Genomic DNA, 18064 nt, shown 5'->3' with positions numbered 1-18064 from the left:
TAGTATAAACATTAAAACATTAGGATTTTATATGGCCCCCACAACTATCAGCGGGGGTCATTTTATATGAAATAAAGTGCTCTAAATCACGTTCTAATAAAGCTCTCCTAATTAATTACCTATTTCAGATAATAATAAAGCTATTTATCACAAATACTATATTCATATTTTTTCAACTCTAAGGTCACCGCGGATACTAAACATTATTGGAATTCTTCACATATTCCAATAATGTTTGGTATTGTTGATCAAGGGCATACTCCCCTGTTCCAATTGGTGATTTAAAAAAGAGTGAAAGATGTTCCATTATTCCTACCTTTCCTTCTCTAAGTGCATGATCCATAAAACGGGACAGATCAATTATTAGAGGAGCAGCTAAAATCGAATCAATACCTAACCAATTAATTTTCATTGTCATTCGTTCTCCTAACCAACCTTCAAAGTCAATGGTATCCCAGGCCTCTTTCCTATCTCCTCGGACAGGAAAGTAATGAATTCTTACTTTATGATCAAATTGACTGTAGCCCAATAAAACTTCAGAAGAAAAGTAAGCCCGCTCCTTACCTATTTTTGTATAAGGAGTAGACTTACTTTGGTTACTGATAATAATAAGGTAGGTTAATTTTACATGTATATGAGATTTATCAATATCAGCATGAATTTTTATTGATGGTATTTATATATATATTTACTCATAAGAATAGAACTAGCTTAGTATTTAGTGGGGGATTAAGAATAAATAGGGATGAAACCTCATTACACCCTGATACGGGTGTTACGTCTGTAAAGTTTGTTGAACGATCATTAAATGAAATTCGTTTTTGGTCTAGAATCATGAAGGAACATTCTAAAGAAAAACACTTATAAATAAAATTCAAATAATTGGTATATACTTCTTGAAACCCTTACTTATGGTTCCATTGTATCCATTTTTAGTGAAGAATTTATGTGCTTTTATTCTAGTTGCACTACTTAATAAGATAATTCTTGTGGATCCCCTTGCAATTGATATCTCTTCTACATGTTTCAATAACTTTTCCCCTATCCCATTACCTCGAAAATCTTCATTTACAATCACATACTCTAAAACAGTATACGGTCTAAATTGATATCCAGGATCAAGGCAAAACGTCATAAATATACTTCCTTTGACGTTACCACTTTCCTCATAGACAAATAAAAAATTATTAGAATCATTCCTTATCTGCTCAATTCTTTCTGGTAAAACCTTAATATTTTTGCTATGTGGTGCTAATTTTTTATATAGATTTTCAATTACATTGCTGTCCTTTGGTTGAGCTTCACGAATCATATAACTACCTACCTTTTGTATTTAATATATCCATGGTAAAGACTGAGATCGATTATTGCTATAATTCTATATAGGCCTTTTCCCCACCCGGAATCTTAAATTTTTTTACATCATATTCTTTAATTATATATACCTTTATCGCTTCAAAATCTTTATCCAAAGTAAGAATTGGATTTTTTAAGAAATATATTACTTCTTCCCCATCATAAATTCGAGCTTTTATTGTTTCTTTGTCGGAGTGAAACGATAAATTGACTCCTTTGTAAAAATATTCGTAGTATCCCTCTTCGTCCTGCTCACTCTTATCTTCAAAAGGAATACATTCAATATGATATATATTCCCATTTACATTTATCGATTTCATACAACATTACCCCACTTTCAATAATATCTATAAAAATTAGCATCAATATTTAGCAAAGTAATTTTTGAAATTATGACATTTTCCAATGTTCTATGAATTTTATTTGCTAATAAATTCATAGAACATTATTTATTCATTTTCAAATTTCTCTTATTAATTTCACGATAAAACGCTGAACGACTCACTTGGTAATATTGCAAATTTGATTTATTGTACGTTTACCTTCTTTATATAAATGAATAGCATGTTCCATCCCTTTATGTTTCTTTCCACACTTACGAGGACTACCCAGCTGTCCCTCTTTTTTAACAATATCTAATCCGACTCTTTGCTTTTCTTTCAATAACTCTCGTTCCCATTCATAATCCAGACTAAATATATGAACATTTCGCTTTTCCAAGTTTTAAACTTCTAGCTAATCAATTCATCCGAGCTTCAACAACTAAATCTCTTTCTTTGGGTCCACCACATACCTATCAAGCTAAGAAAATGTAACTAATCCCAGAACTAGATTTTGTCCTAATATGTAATAAAAAGCTCTTTTTTCATTTTGGGGTTGATTTGTTTTCTTAAGTTATTGGGCATGTGGCGGGACCCCTATAAGAAATCACAATGTGCGATCCAATCATTTGTTTTACTATTTTTAGCAAAATAAATTCCGCCGCCATGAATAATCTTTAAATGTGCTTTTGGATCGTCTGTTATTTGAAAAACAAATTCATAATCCTCGGGCCATTGGATGCCTGATTGGGCAAAACAAGCATAGCCACCTAATTTATGTATGTAATGATTTTCTTCAAAAATATCCTCGTAGTAGTCAATATCAATTGTGTTTTCAAGTTCTAAAATTCTATCTTGCATGTTGTTTGGAAAATCTTCCGTATCCCATTGTGGAAACTCATCAGTTACTAATCTAGGTATTAAGGGAAAAGGTTTTAGATTTGGAAACGTAAGTGACATCTCATTTGGTACTAGTTCCTCTAAAGAATCATATTCTCTAATACAAAAATTTCCTGATAAGTTGGACAAGTCTTTAGCAAAGTTTGGAGAAAGAAATACTGCGATGGCTTTCATATCTTTTACTGCTTCTGGAACAAAGGGTATTTGAGTTAAATTAATCATCATGGTTGCATACATTTTGTCTTGATAGCGGTCGATTGGGTAAGTTTCATCCGGTAATGAATAGGTAATCTTTCCAATCCAACTTTCATTTATAGATAAATCGGGTCTTTTTCCTCCTGTATGAAAGATAGTTGCTCTTTTTCTTAGGACATTTTTTATTTGATCTATTTCCAAAGTTTTTCTCCCCCTAAATTTATATTTTTTTTATTTCAATGAATAATTATATTGTATCAATAATGTGTGTGTTGTTATAACAATTCTTTTGAAGGGTGCTGTTAGCAGTAACTTCACGTATCTTTTTTTGTTTTACTGTCAATTTAAAACAATTTTGTACTATACAGTAATAAAACCGAATTCACTTTTATTTAATCAAGAGATTTCGGTTTATTAATGGGGTAGCACCACATATCTATCAACCTAAGATTTTAAAATATCCTCTAATTAAGGAATTTGTAAGTATCAAGTAAGAAAAACGAGAGCTTTGTTTCCTATAATCAAAATATAAAATGAAGGAAGAAAGATCATTTCTGAAGTTTATATGCATGTGGAAAAAGTAGAAATCTACGGTTTTTTAGAGTAATAATATCAGTATGTCAAAGTTTTGGAGATTACTTGCAAATATTTTGAAGTTTTTGCACCAGAACCCTAATTACCATACCTGTTTTTTACCATCACATATTGGAGGTTAAAACATGAATAAAAAAAAGAAAATACAAAAATCAGTACTTACCTTTACCCTACTCTTTTCTTTAGGTGTTTCATCTTTCCCGCTTACAACAGCTATTCACGCAGATACACGTGAGGAGCAATCTGCAGAAAAGAAACAAATCTCTTTAACGGAGCGTACATCATTATTTTTTGAATATCTCCAGCAAGGTAAGTATGCAGAGGCACTTCAGTTGACGTCTGCTGCTTTTCAATCCAAGTTTACAGCAAACACATTACAAAACTGGTGGACACAAAGTGGGATAAAAATCATGGGAACACCTGTAATAAAAGAACGAAACTTGGTCCATCAGACGGTGGAAATTCCAGGAGCTATTGAAGGAACTACCATACCGCTACTCATTAAATTCACACCTGGCGGGAAAGTAGATGAAGTTGGAGAAAGGCCGCCCCAGGAATCTTACATTCCGCATCCTAGATATGACCAACCTGCTTCCTATCAAGAACGTGAAATCGTCATTGGAAATTCTACTTATCCATTACCAGCCACATTAACAGTTCCGAAACATAAGCCTGGTGAAAAGGTACCCGTTGTTGTTCTTGTTCATGGTGCTGGCATCCATGATCGCGATGCTACCTATTTGGGAACAAAAATCTTACGAGACCTTGCGGTGGGCCTTTCATCCAACGGAATTGCAGTGTTACGCTATGAAAAACGTACCTTAGAACATGCATTAAAGATGAGTGCAGAACCTGTTACGTTGGACCGTGATACTACAGATGATGCCATATATGCAGCAAAGTCAGCAGCGCAGCAGGAAGGCATTGATCCAAATAATATTTTCATTCTCGGACATAGCCAAGGAGCTGGCACAATGCCGCGAATACTGAGCAAAGCGCCTTCCTCACTTGTTCGAGGAAGTATCTTACTCGCACCACCTGCACGCCCTTTGACTGACACTGCCATTGATGTGAGTCAATACCTTGGGGCGCCAAAGGAAGTAATCGATGAACTAAAAAGACAGTTCGCTTTTATCCTGGATCCTACTTTCCATCCTGACCATCCGCCAGCTGGCTACAATTTTCCGTTTCCGTCTCCTCATTTTATGTATGATGTTACTAGGTGGCGTCCAGTTGAGGAGACAAAATCACGAAAAGAGCCTTTGCTGATTCTGCAAGGGGCACGCGATTATCAAGTAACAGTAAAAGAAGATTATACAAAATGGCAGGAAGGACTTTCAAACCGCGGGAATGTTCAGTTCAAAGAATATCCGAAATTGAATCATTTCTTCACGGAGGGTGACGGGGAATTGAGTCTTCCAAGTGAGTACGAAATCCCTGCAAATGTTCCCGAGTACGTCATCCAGGACATTATTACATGGGTTAATGAGACAAAAAAATAAGAAAACATCAAAAGTCTTCATGGAATCATCATTGCGTGAAGGCTTTTTTGAAACTAGTGATTCAGACATATCTATTATTTTCAACATCATTTAATATAATATTTGCCCCAAAATGAAAAATTAGAGTCTTTTATAGCAATGAAGTTCATTTTTATCATTTTGGGGGCAACCTGTTCTGTTAGCTTGATGGGCATGTGGTGCTACCCCATTGCTATCAAGCTAAGCTTACGCAAAGTAAATTTTAGGAGATATTGTTTCTTTTTTCTAAAGGGCTAGTGTAGGCGATTGAAAGATTTGCATACGAAATATAAGTTAAGTAAATTTCGACATAAAAAAGCCGATTATTCCCATGTTAAAAAACTATCGGTTTTAATTTATTTAAAATTATAAGTTTCTGTATATTCGGGAGTAAGTAAATGGTTATCAATTATTAAGATTGATAGTAAGGTAATAAATACAGAAGTAAGATCCTTGCCACTAAACCAAAGCAAAAATCCCATATCCTCATCAAAGTTGTTCCCTGTTTATTCATGATTAAACTTTTTATTAACAATCCAATAATTCGTTACGAAGAGTGTCAATAAAATCCATACAATTGTTAGTAACACACTATCTATTACATTTGAATTTACTAATCCCGTAACTAACGTTTCCATTGCATGCTTACTCATACTGGCTGGATTAAGCTGATCCATTATTGGATTCAAACCGACGATTATTCTACAGGCTAAAAGGAAGACAATTGAAATTAACGCAATAATACCTTGACTGTGAAAAATAGCACTTATCATTGTTGTGAAAGATACGATAAAAAGAATCCATATTAGATAAAATAGTAATCCAGTAATCATATGTGAAAATGGAACAGCAGTAAAAAGATAATTTACATATAGATAAGAAGTAACGTATCCAATTGTTACACTACAAGCTACCATTAAATAATTCGACACTATTTTCCCACCTAAATATGAAGTAACAGTAACGGGCCTTGTTAAAATAAAGGCCAACATACCATTGGCTTTATCTGTTTGAATAGTACCCATCATAGAAATCACTAGAATCATAAGTCCAAGCTGATCAAACTGGGATCCCAAAGTACTCGCTAATACTGCGCCTCCTTTTTGTGTTGCCATACTCGGATCAATGGTAATTCCCTGTCCTCCACCTAATGCTTCCAGAATTGATGGTAAATAATGAGTTACTACTGGCTGTGTTGCGCCTAAAAATATAAAAACAATTGGTAGCCAAAGGATCTTAAAATCACGTAACATTTGAACACATTCTTTTTTTATCAATACAAGTAAGTTATTCATTTTTGCACCACCAACTTTAAGAAAATTTCTTCTAAAGTATCGTTGCTTATTTCAAACTTAACGATGTCCACTTTATGTTCAAGTGCATTTTGTAGCAATAAATTCTTGTTTATTTCGATACTTTCAACCTTCACTTTGATTTTAAGCCCAATCACTTCTACGTCTTTCACATAAGATAATTTTTGCACAACTTCAATCCACTTTTTATCTTTAGCTGTTATTTCAATAATTAATTTATTTTCATTATTACGGTGTAAAAGCTCAGTAATCGTTGTATCTTCTATTTTTGTTCCATCTTTTATAATGACAAATCGTTCACAGATTTCTTCTGCATCACTTAATATATGGGTTGATAATAAAATGGTTGTATCTTTTTTTATTTCTTCAATTAGATTCAATACCTCTCGTCGACCGATTGGATCTAATGCGGATACCGGTTCATCCATGACAATAAGCGAAGGTTTATGCAGTAATGCTTGTGCAATACCAAGTCGTTGTTTCATTCCACCAGAAAACGTACCAACCTTTGAGTTTTCTTCGCCCCTTAGTCCAACTTTCTCCAAAATTTTTGGAATTGACTTTGATAATTCTTCTTTTTTCAATCCCGAAAGTTGGCCCATAAACGTAAGCGTTTCTCTCGCTGTCATCCAATGGAAAAAATTAGGGTATTGTGGTAAATAACCAATTTCTCTTTTCATTTTTGATATTTTTATCCCATTCAATAAGACTTCACCAGCATCTGAATTAATAATATCTGAAATTACTTTTATTAATGTGGATTTCCCTGCTCCGTTTGGTCCAATTAATCCGACGCATTCCCCCGATTGCAGTTCCATCGAGAAATTATTGACAGCAATTTTTCCTTTAAATACTTTTGTCACATTTCTAATTTCTAATTTCATAATTTCTCACTGTCCTTTCTCCCTATAACAAAGTACAGAATAGGTCCCAATATATTAATGAAAAGAATAATTAGCGTCCATACAAGTACATTTTTTCTTATTTTTCTATGCCGATATAAATCAATGAATGCAATTAATACTAAAAGTGCCCCCACCGCAATAACCGGCAATATGATGGATAGAATAGACATAAGATCAATGTTTTTAAGGTCATTTAATCCGTAATGTAATTGCATTATTATCAATCCTTTCTAAATTCATTATCATTATTGATAATAATAATGATAAAACAAGAACGGATGAATTGCAAATATTATTCTCATTATTTATAATGAGAATAAAAATAAATGATAAATAAGGTGAGTTAATGAGTAATAAAGTTGAAATTTTAATGCATCCTGTAAGAATGAAAATTTGCCAAGTGTTAATGAGAAATAAGGAAGATGGGCTAACACCATTAGAAATGGTAAAAATCATTAAAAATGTACCACAAGCAACTTTATATAGACAGCTACAAACTATGGTTGATTCTGGTATCGTCCATGTAATTAAAGAAAAAAAGGTAAAATCTGTTTCTGAAAAATATTACGCAATAAATGAAGAAGATGCAAAAATTGAAGGAAGTGAATGGAAAGGATTATCTGATGATGAAAAGTTAAACTATATTTCCTATTACCAGTTATCACTTATGACACAATATCAAAGTTACCTTAAGAAATTAGGTGAACACAACAGTCAAGAAGATAATGCTACTTTTTCTGTAGTGGAATTAAAGCTAGATGAGGAACACTTTATAAAATTTCAAAACGAACTTAACGAATTAATGACTAAATACTACCATACCCAAAGTAGGGGCAACGAAATAGAGGCTCCAGTTCGGACCATCGCTATTACAATTATTCCAGAAACTTAAATTAATCCGATATAAAAAATACTGGCTGATGATTCTTTAGCTTAGAAAAAAGAAAACAACCTCTATTATAATTGATGTTGTATGAGCTTAGCTTGATAGCAATGTGGTGCTACCCCATGCCCATCAAGCTAAAGTTTTATTACACCCCCAAAACGAAATTTTTAGGCTTTCTTGTAACGAAAAAGCTTATTTATCGTTTTTGGGGGAACCTGTTTTCTTAGGTTGATGGCAATGTGACGGTACCTCTATAATAAGTTTACTCGATGATTGTTATATTTTTTTATGGTTTTTAAGCAATTTCATACTTTCTTAACACTAAGTGTACAAGTAAAAGAAGACATCTTAATAGATGTCTTCTTTTCAAAAACACCATCCTCTCCTATACTCTATCGAAAGAATAGTGTTTTTTCGTGTTATGACTACAAAACTATAATTTTTATAAACCAAAATAAATGCCCATAAGAGAATATATAATTACGGTCGAAAACAAGATAGTCATATGAAGAAGCGAATAAACAAACATTGATTTTGCCCATTTCTCTGAATCCATTTTTTTATAGCCGAAGATACTTAAAACGAGCCATAAAATACTTAAAAGAAGTGCTACTAACATAAGGCCGAGGCTTAAAGATTTAAAAAGGAAACTCATTGCAATCAAAATGATTAAATAAATATTAGTTTGCATATATGTTCTTTTAACCCCCTTGACTACTGGAAGCATAGGAACTTTAGCAGCCTTATACTCATCGTGCCTGCGAATAGCTATTGCATAGAAATGAGGCATTTGCCAAATGACTGTAATCAAAAAAAGACCAAGAATAGCCGGATGTGTAATATCTGGATAAATAGCAGCCCATCCAATGAGAGGAGGCATTGCTCCAGAAATACTTCCAACCTCTGTATTATAAATTGTTCTTCTTTTACTCCACATTGTATATGGGACTACATAAAAAAATAAGCCTAAAAATCCTAAGAATGCTGCTAGAAGAGTTGTTAGTGCAAGAGAAAACAATCCCAAGATGGCCATTAAAGTTCCTAGCCATAATACAGTTTTCGGTTTTATTTCTCCTGTCACAGTGGGTCTATTTTTTGTTCTCTCCATAATAGAATCAATATCACGATCATACAAGTTATTAAAAGCTCCTGCTGCACCCATTACTAAAATAGAGCCAATCAAAGTAAATATAATTTCAGGAAGTTTCCCAAGCAAGCTAATCTGATATGTATATAATGCCAATGTCAATCCAGCAAACATTGGAATCAGGTTTGATTTAATAATCCCGGTTTTAACTGTTTGCGCTAAAATTTTTGCCGGAGTCTGTTTTGGTATTTTAGGGGTCTCTATTTTTTGCATTATTTCTCGTCTCTCCTTTTACTAGATTATCTACAATTCTCATACTCTAATCTAAAATGACATTATTACTGATTAATTAATACATAGATCCCTTCCGTAATTTAAATACCATATAGATTTTATATACTATATGGTATATTAGTTCTATAAAGTATAATTGTCAAGATACGGAGGAGGAGAAATGATCAGACGAAGATTAACTCAAGAGGAAAGAAAAAAGGAAACACGGCAATTACTTCTAGAATCAGCTGTTGAGGTTTTTGCTCAATTAGGCTTTCACGGAGCTTCTGTTGATAAAATTGCAGAGTATGCCGGGTTTAGTAAGGGAGCTGTTTATGCTCATTTTAATTCCAAAGAAGAACTCTTTCTAGCCATCTTGGAAAAACAAATGCATTTACACGTGCATAACATCCATCAAATAATAGACCAACAGCATTCATTATCACAATTCATCGGAATTTTGGATCAACATTCCCATTCAAGTAGACAAAAAAATCGAACATGGAGCATGCTTAACATGGAGTTTCTCCTTTATGCGATGCGTGAAGAATCGGTGCGCCATAAATGGTCGAATATGATAACAGAATCGGTAGAACAAATTTCCAAAGCGATTGAGAAATTAATGTCAAAAGAGAATGAGAATGAATCTGCTCTATCTGCTAACGAAATGGCATGGACTATTCTTTCATTAGAAAATGGTATGGCCCTATGTTATTATATTAGCGAAGAACATATGCCCTTAAATTTATTTGGAAAAGCATTACAAAATCTGCTCCTGTCTCCTCGTCAAGAAGATTAGAAGATTCTCTTGTCTAAACAGAGTTTAAATATACAAAGCTAAAAATAGAGTACAATTGTGGACATCAAATATCGAATAAGATAAATGGCTTTAGTATACAAGTGATGTGTAACCTTTTTAAAAATATTAAGTATAAGTTATCTAATAAAAGTAAAAAATCACCTTAATATATATAAACTATACAATTATTATTAGAGAGTAGATTGATTATGCTTCTTATCATTAATCTATCAAGTTCTTTAATTTGATAAAAGGAGAGTACATATCGCTCGTGTCTAATATGTACTTTTCTATACTTCGTAAGGATATTTATACTTTAGATCTTGATAATACACAATATCAACGTTTTGTCAGTAGTACATATGCTATTCAAGTTAATATTTTAAAGATTCCTAAAACATCGCCTTATCTCTAAATAGCTATTTAAGGGCCTTCAGCTCATTTTTCTCGTTTTGGAGGTATTTTTATTTCTTAGCTTGATAGCGATGTGGTGCTACCCCATATAGCAAAAATACGTTTTCCCTACCTATAATTCTACAGAAAGAATAATGTAATTTATTCATTTTGAGGACCACATAATGAGTATAGGATATCAGAAAAAACTTGTTAAGGTTAGTAATTCCATACTATTTCATTTCATACAAAGGGAATTTGCTCATTATTAACGAAAGTGTATGTTAACTTGATGAATTCATTCATATACCGTATTACAAAAAAACATGAGAACAATCTTATCCTACGATACATAATTATGATCCGTTTTAAAAATTATTAAAATTAAGGAGCAGCATTGTATGGGGAAAAAAGTACTGTTTTTTGGGGATTTCGGAATTGACGATACGATAGCTATCATATACGCGCATTTGACAGATAAAATTGATGTTATAGGAATTGTTGCAGACTATGGGAACGTACCTAAAGCTGAAGTTGTTAGAAATGTTCGCTTTTTACTTAAAAGTGTAGGAAAAGAATATATAAAAGTTTTTGGGGGGGCGGAGCATTCCATGTCTTCAGAAGCTGAAACTTTTTATCCAGAAGTTCACGGTAAATTTGGGATAGGGCCCATTTATCCAGGACTAGAGATTCAGACATTTGAGAATTTTTTTGAGGTTCTCACACTTATTAAGCAGCATAAAAATGAACTTATTATCGTGAATACCGGACGGCTAACTTCACTTGCAACTTTATTTCTCCTTTATGGTGATGTGATGGAATATGTACATTCTTATTATATTATGGGAGGAGCTTTTCTATATCCAGGAAATGTTACTCCCATTGCTGAAGCTAACTTTTATGGCGATCCTGGATCAGCCAATATTGTAATGAGATACGCAAAGAATCTATCAATTTATCCTTTGAATGTTACACAATCGGCTATTGTAACACCGGAAATGGTCAATTATATCCACTCTAAAGGGAAAACTAAATTTTTAAAGCCTCTTTTAGACTATTACTATTATCAATTTTATCAAAAAAAAGTCCCTGGAATACAAGGTAGCCCGGTTCATGATGCACTTACTTTAATTGCGATTAATCGTGATGATATTTTTACGTACCATCAATCAGCAGTGACAGTTAATGTACTTGATACTGTAAGAGGACAAAGTATAGGAGATTTTAGATCTACCTTTGAACCAGAAACATTCGGTAATCGTCCAAAACATAGGATTGCAGTACAGATGAATTATGAACAGTTTTTTAAGGAGTTTATGACTGTAATGACTGGCGACCTATTTTAGTTAAAAACATTATATATATATGGAGATGTTTTGCTATCAAGATAAGATTTTAAAGTACCCTCTAAATGGAAATTTTATATTTTTATAGATCTGAAATTTATTTTAATCGTTTTGGGGGTGACTTATTTTCTTAGGTTGATGGTAACGGGGTATCGTCTATTATAAAAAAGCAAACTTAATTAAGTTTGCTTTTTTAAATACTCTTCTAAATCTAATTAGTTTTCATAAAATATCTTCTGCTTCCTGTGGAAGGGATATGTTTTTATTTCTTCTGTATCTAAATTTCATGAAATAAATGAATAGCTATAATTTGTCTACAATCATAGGTATGGTAATAATATGTACCGGATTCCATACACATTGCACTTGTATAGATGGTATTGTCTAATGTACCTTCGTCCGTTATCACTCCACCTTTTGGAACCTCGCAAGTTGATAAGATATGAAATATGGCCGATACCCCCTCTTCTTCGTTATCTATACCTTGAATATTTTGTTTCCCAAATGCTGCCCGCACAAACCTTGATGGTGGGGTGAAATCCCCAGGTAGTCCCATCGAACCCGATCCTTGTCCAAAAGCACTTAACGGCAAAATACAAATCCATCTATATGATAAAGAATTATTATCTATTGTTTTATGAGGGACTAAAGAAGGGCATCCATGAATTAATAAAAATTTTATTGCGTTTGTTTTACCAGTTAGAAAAAAACGGACGAAAATCTCACCGGTATGAAAAGAAAACAGTCTTAGATATCTTAGGTGTTGTGTATGATTGTACGTTGTCACAAGGTTTCCAAGTTGCATAATATTTTTAAAAACACCTATTTAATAGGTTTATTTGTTATGCACACCTTTAGTGTAGTCGTAAAAATTTGAAAAAACACATTCACATATACCCTCTTGTCCCCCTTAGCTTGATAGGCATGTGGTGCTACCCCATCGCTATCAAGCTAAGAAAATACAACTCTCCCAGAACGAGATTTTGTCCTAACTTGTAATAAAAAAGCTCTTTTTTCGTTTTGGGGTGGATTTGTTTTCTTAAGTTGATGGGCATGTGTCGTACCCTATAAAGGGAAAAAGAATTAATTGTCAAATATTTAACTATAAAATACTAAATTTAGGAGGAGCTTATGAAAAGGAACTTATTGAAAAAAGCATTTTCCGCGTTATTATTGACCACAGTTTTAACATTCTCATTTTCTACTGCTGCATTTGGAGAATCCGTAACTACCCAATCAATTAAAATGAACAATGTTCTTGAAAGGGTTGTGTCGGTTGAAACAAAGGGTGAATTTGATCGTAAAGAGACCCGAAATATGGTTGATCGTCTCTGGAGCATCCCAACTAATATATTGATCACCATGCATAAACAGGGAGTTCAAGTTAAACTGATTAATTTCCCTCTTACTGATTTGCCGGAGTATGAATATTTAAGGGGAACCGTTCCTAGGGGATGGGAACATACTCCATATACGTGGGATGATGTGCCAGGTGCAGGTGGGCAGACGGTTGTTGCTCGAATCGGTTACAGCTATAAAAAGATGCATAGTTCTGTAAGCCTTGAGCTGCATGAAACAGCCCATTCCATTGATTGTTATGTATTTGACAATATTAGTTATTCAAATAAGTTTACTGAAATTCACGCTTTGGAGCATGATGATTTTAATGACAATCCATATTTCGATTACAAGGAAGAATATTTCGCCGAAGCCTTTGCCTATTTTTATGCTGGCCCAGACACGAAGGCTGAGTTAGAAGAAAAAGCTCCATTAACTTATAAATTTATTAATGAGTTGCAGCGGAATATCCCACCGGAAAAGCATTCAAATAAGTAGGATTATAGAATTTTTCCATAATCATGGGATTCCCAAGTTATAGAAACGGAATTCAAAAAGGGGTACGGCAAGAATTCCTTCTTTTTTGAGCTACTTAAAGAAAGGCCTTTTTATCCATTTAACGCTTGCTAGGTGTCAATATTGGTACGAAAAAAGCTGTGATCACGGATTTTCACTTGATAAAATAATTTATTTATGCCATTATTTATTATAATTTTAAGGTATATAATAGGATTCTCCTGGCCAGGGGAATCCTATTTTTTTGTTCTAAAAGGGGACACGCTCCATCGCTATCAAGCTAAGAAATACAAATACCCCCAAAATGTAAAAAATGGGCTCAATTCTTATGGACACCTATGAAAAGATGAAATTTTCACTTTGGGTGCACTTCAAAATGTTAGCTTGATGAGCATGTGGTGCTACCCCTAAAATGATAAATAATTAAAGTTAATTTCACCATTGATAATATTTTTGTTATGATCAATGTATAATAAAATTATAACTCATGTAATAGATTAAGCGGTAAACTTAACCAACGACCGCTTAGGTAATGAGTTATACCCCTTGGAAAAGGTACCTTGCAGCAGGGGTACCTTTTCTTTTGTTTTTATTTATAAAATATTTTAAATAGAAGCTATGTAGTTAAAAAGTATACTAATTAAATTGTAATTGAAGTGAAGTAAATATCCCATATGGATATTTTTAAATACTAGAAAGAAAATCTTTTGAGCGATAACTGGTATACCGATGATGGTTAAACATTGCATCCGGTTATAATTATATATAGAAAGGTGGAGTAGTCCAAATGAGCTTCCAGACAATATTAAAGAGGTTGTAATTGAAGTAATGGGACTTATTATGAAGGTTCGTGTAATCTTGTGCCAAAAGAATAATAGCGATACAAAATAAGATTAGTATTAGGAGCTGCAGATACGTTTTAGTTTGCAATAAGCTATCTCAATATGTATTGGCAGCTCCTATCACGTTTAACGACCGTTTACACTCTTTAAAAAATGCGTTCATAACACTCATCCTTTTGTATAATAGTAAATACTTTTAATTAATACTCTAACATGCTATTCGTCCCTATTTTTATTACATGTAAACTCATAGCTATCCGCTCTATAAAATTTCATGCACCGTAATTATTAATTATATATAAAATATAGTTAACACGCGGATTTCTATTCCAAAAGAAAAAAGCACCCATCAGGATGCTCCATTTCTAATGATTTAAACACAATTTGCTTAGGGTCGCGATATCAATCAAAGCTGGTAAAAATTCTATGTATCGATTTTTTCTTTGCCCTTGCAAATAAACCACCATATCAAAGCTACAAGTAGTATAAGGAGAAGTAGTTTTAAGCATCAGGTAATACAAATTCCATTTGCTTACTCTGTGTTTTAAACCCAAGTTTTTCGTAGAATCGTATAGCCTTCTTGTTAAATTCTAAAACATTTAATTCTACGCTTGTTGCTTGTATTTCTTTAGCATACTCAAATGCTTTTTGTACTAATATTTTTCCGATTCCAGTTCCTTGACATATTTCGCTTACACCAATATTGCGGATAAAGAGTACTTTTCGCTCAACTAACTTTGGATTTTCGGATGGTTCTTTAATATCTAAGATTATGTAAGCAAGAATCTCTTTATTATTGTCCTCTACTACAAATATCTCTATGGTTGTATCAATAAGCCATTCTTCGTATGCATTGTGATCCAAAGAAGCTGAAGTATCAGAATAAATATCTGGTCTTCCCTCTATATGTAACTGTTGAACTTGCTTGTTTATATTTGATATATCCCAAAAATCTTCTGAAGTAGCTATTCTTACAGTAAAAGGCAAAATTTCATTAGACATAAGTACGTCCCTCCTAATGTTTTACTTAAAATATACTTTTTTCAGTGGTTTTAACATAACAAATGTTGCTTACATCTATGACCATAATTGATTCATGTTCATCACTCATTTTATACACCCCATTAACATATTAGGCTTATATTTTATCATTATTTTACAAGATATCACTTATTCCTAGTCGTTTGTATACTTCACTAGCAGAATAAACAATCTCGTCCGTCATAGCATCACGACACCTCCTAGTGACAGTATTCCATGATGTTTAGAAAATTCCTGCATATAAAAAAAGCCCCGATCAGGGCTTTTTGCAAGACGACTGTCATGTAATTGTTAATTGAAGAAGGATGTAATTAGATTGATGCGTCTTTTTTGGATGTCTCCTTTGTGAAATCATACAAAGCGATTGCACCTAAAAGAACAAGTATACCTTGAGGAACATCTATTAAAATATTTTTCCAAATTTCTGGCATTACCCATTTAATATCTGCTGCCGATTCAAGATAAGCTTGAAAATAACCGATTGTAAAACTAATTATACTTAAAAATACAAATAACGTTAGGCCCATTCGAATTAATTTCTTATTTGTAAACATATAACACCTCGCAAAATTCATTGAAAATTCCTGCTCATTACATACAAAAATTCCTATATTTAATTTTAACATACAAAAAATCCAAATAAAAACAATATGCATATTTGCATACTGTATTAACAGTATTCCATGATGGTTAAGGAATTCCTGCAAAGAAAATAGCCCTGATATATAGGGCTTGGTTTTTAGCACGTTATAATTAAGGCCATATAAGTATAATAAATATAACAAAAGCAATTAGTAATATCCCACACCCCATCATCGGTTGACCCATTTGAGATCCGTACTTATTAGAAGATTGAACCTGCAATTATAAGAAATACACCAGCTAATATAAGAAATAACATGGTGAAAATTATCAAATTCATCCCCCTTAACTTTTAATACACCCATTATAATTAAAACAATAGCTGTTAATTAACAAAAACAACATCCATAATTAAGGTGCACAGTAAATTGACCTCAAAAAAATTCTTAAGTGACATATCTTTAAATCCATTTAAATATTAAGTATACTTTGTGCACTACTTTTTATAAATTGATATAGATATCCCTCTTAATTTCTCACTTTATTTTTAATTAAGAATCAAATTATTTATGAATGAAATTGTATTATATTGGCTTAAATATTATGGAATTAAAATTACGAATAATAACAAAACGGTTTTAAACAACCTTACACTAATCATATTGAATTTATTTCATACTGATACCTATGATATTAACGCATCCACAAAGGGTTGTTACAAAGTAATCTGAGGGTCTGTTTTTCAACTTCAAAATTTATTTTTTGAAGTTTTTGCAAATAAAAGGAAGAAGAATCCATTTGCACATGAATTCTTCTTATTTACTGCTTTAACTTAGTGTAATCTGTATTGACCTGTTAATTGTTCTTCAGCCATTCGAACTAAACGTTTTGTAATTTCTCCACCGACAGAGCCATTTGCACGTGATGATGTATCAGGTCCTAATGTGACTCCTAATTCACGAGCAATTTCATACTTCATTTGCTCAATAGCACTTGCAGCAGCTGAAACAAGAATTTCATTTGTATTACTTTCGTGTCTTTGAATATTCATAATTGCACCTCCATTATATTTGTATATAACTTGTGCCTAATTATGATATTTATGCATGAGTAACCTAGTTTCTTCTAGTATTTTTAGGGGAACCCTTTTTCTTTCTCTCTTTCCTATATTCCACTAATTGAATTTGAAACACATCTGAATCCTTAATTCCTAAAACATTCGCTTCTTCTATAAATGAACGCCAGGACTCTACTTTTCTTGACTTTTCTTGACTTTTCTTGACTTTTCTTGACTATTTCTTAATGTGTAGATCTTTGAGTACTCTATAATTAACCCTCCTCAAAAGTTAAATAATGTACATTGCATTTCAGTATAAAAATAAAACCGCCTGTAAGAACGGTTTCTCTTTTCGTTATTTTTTTATGGCTCTACGCTTTTTTATTTTTTCTTTAATATATTTTATGTTACTTATGCCTAGACGAATTGAATTGAAGCGAAGATAAGGTAAATCATTATAATGACGTAGACTACTAACCAACTCGTTTGAACTACCCCGACTTTCACTTCGTTTAAAAGTGAGGAATTCCTAAGTAAAGAGTTCTAACGAACTCTAATTTATTAGGCTAACCCCGCAGTCCTTGCGGTTAGAAGCCTTATCGCTTCATTCTTTAAATTGATACTTGCGTTAATATCCCTATCATGGTGTGTACGGCAAGAAGGGCAATCCCATTTACGTAGGTTCAGATTTTTAACGTCTTTGTTTTGATATCCACAACAAGAACATAATTGGCTTGAAGCAAATGTTTTCGATACGACAATTACTTGTTTACCGTACCATTTTGCCTTATATTCCAACAT

General features: G+C 32.8%; 18 protein-coding genes and 4 pseudogenes. 7 read left to right on the top strand and 15 right to left on the bottom strand.

All coding sequences use genetic code 11. The features are described from left to right. Window positions 1-196 precede the first annotated feature (196 nt). On the bottom strand, window positions 197-529 hold the full coding sequence (locus JDS98_RS30450; RefSeq protein ID WP_274605738.1) for an inositol-3-phosphate synthase: 333 nt from the start codon (window positions 527-529) through the stop codon (window positions 197-199). Between the two features lie 140 nt (window positions 530-669). On the opposite strand from JDS98_RS30450, the pseudogene JDS98_RS30005 reads away from it, so the two are divergent. Then, window positions 670-849, top strand: a pseudogene (locus JDS98_RS30005) (DUF2935 domain-containing protein); the annotation flags it as partial. A 25-nt stretch (window positions 850-874) separates the two neighbouring features. Here JDS98_RS30005 and JDS98_RS06405 read toward each other — a convergent pair. The 4 genes from JDS98_RS06405 to JDS98_RS06390 all read right to left on the bottom strand — a co-directional run bounded on the left by JDS98_RS06405 (window position 875) and on the right by JDS98_RS06390 (window position 2972). Beyond that, the gene (locus JDS98_RS06405) at window positions 875-1312 is read right to left on the bottom strand and encodes a GNAT family N-acetyltransferase (RefSeq protein WP_098711778.1); all 438 of its coding nucleotides are present in this window, start codon (window positions 1310-1312) and stop codon (window positions 875-877) included. 58 nt (window positions 1313-1370) lie between these two features. Then, window positions 1371-1676 carry a hypothetical protein gene (locus JDS98_RS06400; protein WP_000836234.1) on the bottom strand — a complete coding sequence of 102 codons (306 nt, stop codon included), beginning with the start codon at window positions 1674-1676 and terminating at the stop codon, window positions 1371-1373. A gap of 181 nt (window positions 1677-1857) precedes the next feature. Next, window positions 1858-2076 carry a resolvase gene (locus JDS98_RS06395; protein ID WP_242480962.1) on the bottom strand — a complete coding sequence of 73 codons (219 nt, stop codon included), beginning with the start codon at window positions 2074-2076 and terminating at the stop codon, window positions 1858-1860. Window positions 2077-2273: 197 nt separating this feature from the next. Then, window positions 2274-2972 (bottom strand): YwqG family protein, encoded by a 699-nt coding sequence (locus tag JDS98_RS06390; RefSeq protein ID WP_097957864.1) that lies wholly within the window; start codon window positions 2970-2972, stop codon window positions 2274-2276. 518 nt (window positions 2973-3490) lie between these two features. Between JDS98_RS06390 and JDS98_RS06385 the strand changes: the two genes are divergently transcribed. Next, window positions 3491-4867: an alpha/beta hydrolase gene (locus tag JDS98_RS06385; protein WP_199633652.1), complete on the top strand. Its 1377-nt coding sequence runs from the start codon at window positions 3491-3493 to the stop codon at window positions 4865-4867. Window positions 4868-5391: 524 nt separating this feature from the next. On the opposite strand, the gene JDS98_RS06380 is transcribed toward JDS98_RS06385, so the two are convergent. Genes JDS98_RS06380 through JDS98_RS06370 form a run of 3 tightly spaced genes read right to left on the bottom strand, consistent with a single transcriptional unit; the run spans window position 5392 to window position 7318 of the window. Continuing rightward, window positions 5392-6180, bottom strand: a complete 789-nt coding sequence (locus JDS98_RS06380) for an ABC transporter permease (RefSeq protein ID WP_098711775.1) — start codon at window positions 6178-6180, stop codon at window positions 5392-5394. After that, window positions 6177-7082: an ABC transporter ATP-binding protein gene (locus JDS98_RS06375; protein WP_199632826.1), complete on the bottom strand. Its 906-nt coding sequence runs from the start codon at window positions 7080-7082 to the stop codon at window positions 6177-6179. The genes JDS98_RS06380 and JDS98_RS06375 overlap by 4 nt, the downstream gene beginning before the upstream one ends. Then, window positions 7079-7318 (bottom strand): PLD nuclease N-terminal domain-containing protein, encoded by a 240-nt coding sequence (locus JDS98_RS06370; RefSeq protein ID WP_199633651.1) that lies wholly within the window; start codon window positions 7316-7318, stop codon window positions 7079-7081. Before JDS98_RS06370 ends, JDS98_RS06375 begins: the two co-directional genes overlap by 4 nt. A gap of 131 nt (window positions 7319-7449) precedes the next feature. Between JDS98_RS06370 and JDS98_RS06365 the strand changes: the two genes are divergently transcribed. Beyond that, a complete protein-coding gene (locus JDS98_RS06365; RefSeq protein ID WP_097957859.1) occupies window positions 7450-7995 on the top strand; it encodes a transcriptional regulator in 546 nt (181 codons plus the stop codon). Between the two features lie 436 nt (window positions 7996-8431). Here the strand turns inward: JDS98_RS06365 and cyoE are convergent, their stop codons facing one another. Then, a complete protein-coding gene (gene cyoE, locus JDS98_RS06360) occupies window positions 8432-9349 on the bottom strand; it encodes a heme o synthase (protein ID WP_199633650.1) in 918 nt (305 codons plus the stop codon). Window positions 9350-9530: 181 nt separating this feature from the next. Here cyoE and JDS98_RS06355 point away from each other — a divergent pair, with 181 nt between their 5' ends. Both JDS98_RS06355 and JDS98_RS06350 read left to right on the top strand, forming a co-directional pair. Further along, complete coding sequence (locus tag JDS98_RS06355) at window positions 9531-10148, top strand: TetR/AcrR family transcriptional regulator (RefSeq protein WP_097957856.1); 618 nt, start codon at window positions 9531-9533, stop codon at window positions 10146-10148. A 794-nt stretch (window positions 10149-10942) separates the two neighbouring features. Then, on the top strand, window positions 10943-11887 hold the full coding sequence (locus JDS98_RS06350) for a nucleoside hydrolase (protein WP_199633649.1): 945 nt from the start codon (window positions 10943-10945) through the stop codon (window positions 11885-11887). 215 nt (window positions 11888-12102) lie between these two features. Here the strand turns inward: JDS98_RS06350 and JDS98_RS06345 are convergent. Then, window positions 12103-12479, bottom strand: a pseudogene (locus JDS98_RS06345) (linear amide C-N hydrolase); the annotation flags it as partial. On the opposite strand from JDS98_RS06345, the pseudogene JDS98_RS30110 reads away from it, so the two are divergent. Together JDS98_RS30110 and JDS98_RS06340 are read left to right on the top strand one after the other, a co-directional pair. Then, window positions 12479-12694, top strand: a pseudogene (locus JDS98_RS30110) (IS4 family transposase); the annotation flags it as partial. The pseudogenes JDS98_RS06345 and JDS98_RS30110 sit on opposite strands and share 1 nt — an antisense overlap. A gap of 324 nt (window positions 12695-13018) precedes the next feature. Continuing rightward, window positions 13019-13723, top strand: a complete 705-nt coding sequence (locus tag JDS98_RS06340; RefSeq protein WP_199633648.1) for an anthrax toxin lethal factor-related metalloendopeptidase — start codon at window positions 13019-13021, stop codon at window positions 13721-13723. Between the two features lie 623 nt (window positions 13724-14346). Here the strand turns inward: JDS98_RS06340 and JDS98_RS30690 are convergent. The 5 genes and pseudogenes from JDS98_RS30690 to JDS98_RS06320 all read right to left on the bottom strand — a co-directional run. Continuing rightward, window positions 14347-14628, bottom strand: a pseudogene (locus JDS98_RS30690) (hypothetical protein); the annotation flags it as partial. Between the two features lie 456 nt (window positions 14629-15084). Further along, window positions 15085-15585 (bottom strand): GNAT family N-acetyltransferase, encoded by a 501-nt coding sequence (locus JDS98_RS06335; RefSeq protein ID WP_097955273.1) that lies wholly within the window; start codon window positions 15583-15585, stop codon window positions 15085-15087. Between the two features lie 350 nt (window positions 15586-15935). Then, complete coding sequence (locus JDS98_RS06330) at window positions 15936-16199, bottom strand: DUF3937 family protein (protein WP_097957903.1); 264 nt, start codon at window positions 16197-16199, stop codon at window positions 15936-15938. An 839-nt stretch (window positions 16200-17038) separates the two neighbouring features. Further along, entirely contained in the window at window positions 17039-17257 is a 219-nt protein-coding gene (locus JDS98_RS06325) for an alpha/beta-type small acid-soluble spore protein (RefSeq protein ID WP_074651217.1), read from the bottom strand. A 567-nt stretch (window positions 17258-17824) separates the two neighbouring features. After that, window positions 17825-18064, bottom strand: a 240-nt coding sequence (locus JDS98_RS06320) for a zinc ribbon domain-containing protein (RefSeq protein ID WP_199633647.1), incomplete at its 5' end; no start/stop codon positions are given.

This window comes from Bacillus cereus group sp. N11, assembly GCF_016483605.1.
In the GTDB taxonomy this organism is placed as follows: domain Bacteria; phylum Bacillota; class Bacilli; order Bacillales; family Bacillaceae_G; genus Bacillus_A; species Bacillus_A toyonensis.
The sequence above is the reverse complement of the archived record's forward strand: the minus strand, read 5'-3'. Positions and strand labels throughout refer to the sequence as shown.

Excerpts from the sequence above, each read along its gene's own strand:
- JDS98_RS06405 (WP_098711778.1), bottom strand. The coding sequence starts at position 1,312 with ATGATTCGTGAAGCTCAACCAAAGGACAGCAATGTAATTGAAAATCTA.
- JDS98_RS06400 (WP_000836234.1), bottom strand. The coding sequence starts at position 1,676 with ATGAAATCGATAAATGTAAATGGGAATATATATCATATTGAATGTATT.
- JDS98_RS06385 (WP_199633652.1), top strand. The coding sequence starts at position 3,491 with ATGAATAAAAAAAAGAAAATACAAAAATCAGTACTTACCTTTACCCTA.
- JDS98_RS06380 (WP_098711775.1), bottom strand. The coding sequence starts at position 6,180 with ATGAATAACTTACTTGTATTGATAAAAAAAGAATGTGTTCAAATGTTA.
- JDS98_RS06375 (WP_199632826.1), bottom strand. The coding sequence starts at position 7,082 with ATGAAATTAGAAATTAGAAATGTGACAAAAGTATTTAAAGGAAAAATT.
- JDS98_RS06370 (WP_199633651.1), bottom strand. The coding sequence starts at position 7,318 with ATGCAATTACATTACGGATTAAATGACCTTAAAAACATTGATCTTATG.
- JDS98_RS06365 (WP_097957859.1), top strand. The coding sequence starts at position 7,450 with ATGAGTAATAAAGTTGAAATTTTAATGCATCCTGTAAGAATGAAAATT.
- cyoE (WP_199633650.1), bottom strand. The coding sequence starts at position 9,349 with ATGCAAAAAATAGAGACCCCTAAAATACCAAAACAGACTCCGGCAAAA.
- JDS98_RS06355 (WP_097957856.1), top strand. The coding sequence starts at position 9,531 with ATGATCAGACGAAGATTAACTCAAGAGGAAAGAAAAAAGGAAACACGG.
- JDS98_RS06350 (WP_199633649.1), top strand. The coding sequence starts at position 10,943 with ATGGGGAAAAAAGTACTGTTTTTTGGGGATTTCGGAATTGACGATACG.
- JDS98_RS06340 (WP_199633648.1), top strand. The coding sequence starts at position 13,019 with ATGAAAAGGAACTTATTGAAAAAAGCATTTTCCGCGTTATTATTGACC.
- JDS98_RS06335 (WP_097955273.1), bottom strand. The coding sequence starts at position 15,585 with ATGTCTAATGAAATTTTGCCTTTTACTGTAAGAATAGCTACTTCAGAA.
- JDS98_RS06330 (WP_097957903.1), bottom strand. The coding sequence starts at position 16,199 with ATGAATTTTGCGAGGTGTTATATGTTTACAAATAAGAAATTAATTCGA.
- JDS98_RS06325 (WP_074651217.1), bottom strand. The coding sequence starts at position 17,257 with ATGAATATTCAAAGACACGAAAGTAATACAAATGAAATTCTTGTTTCA.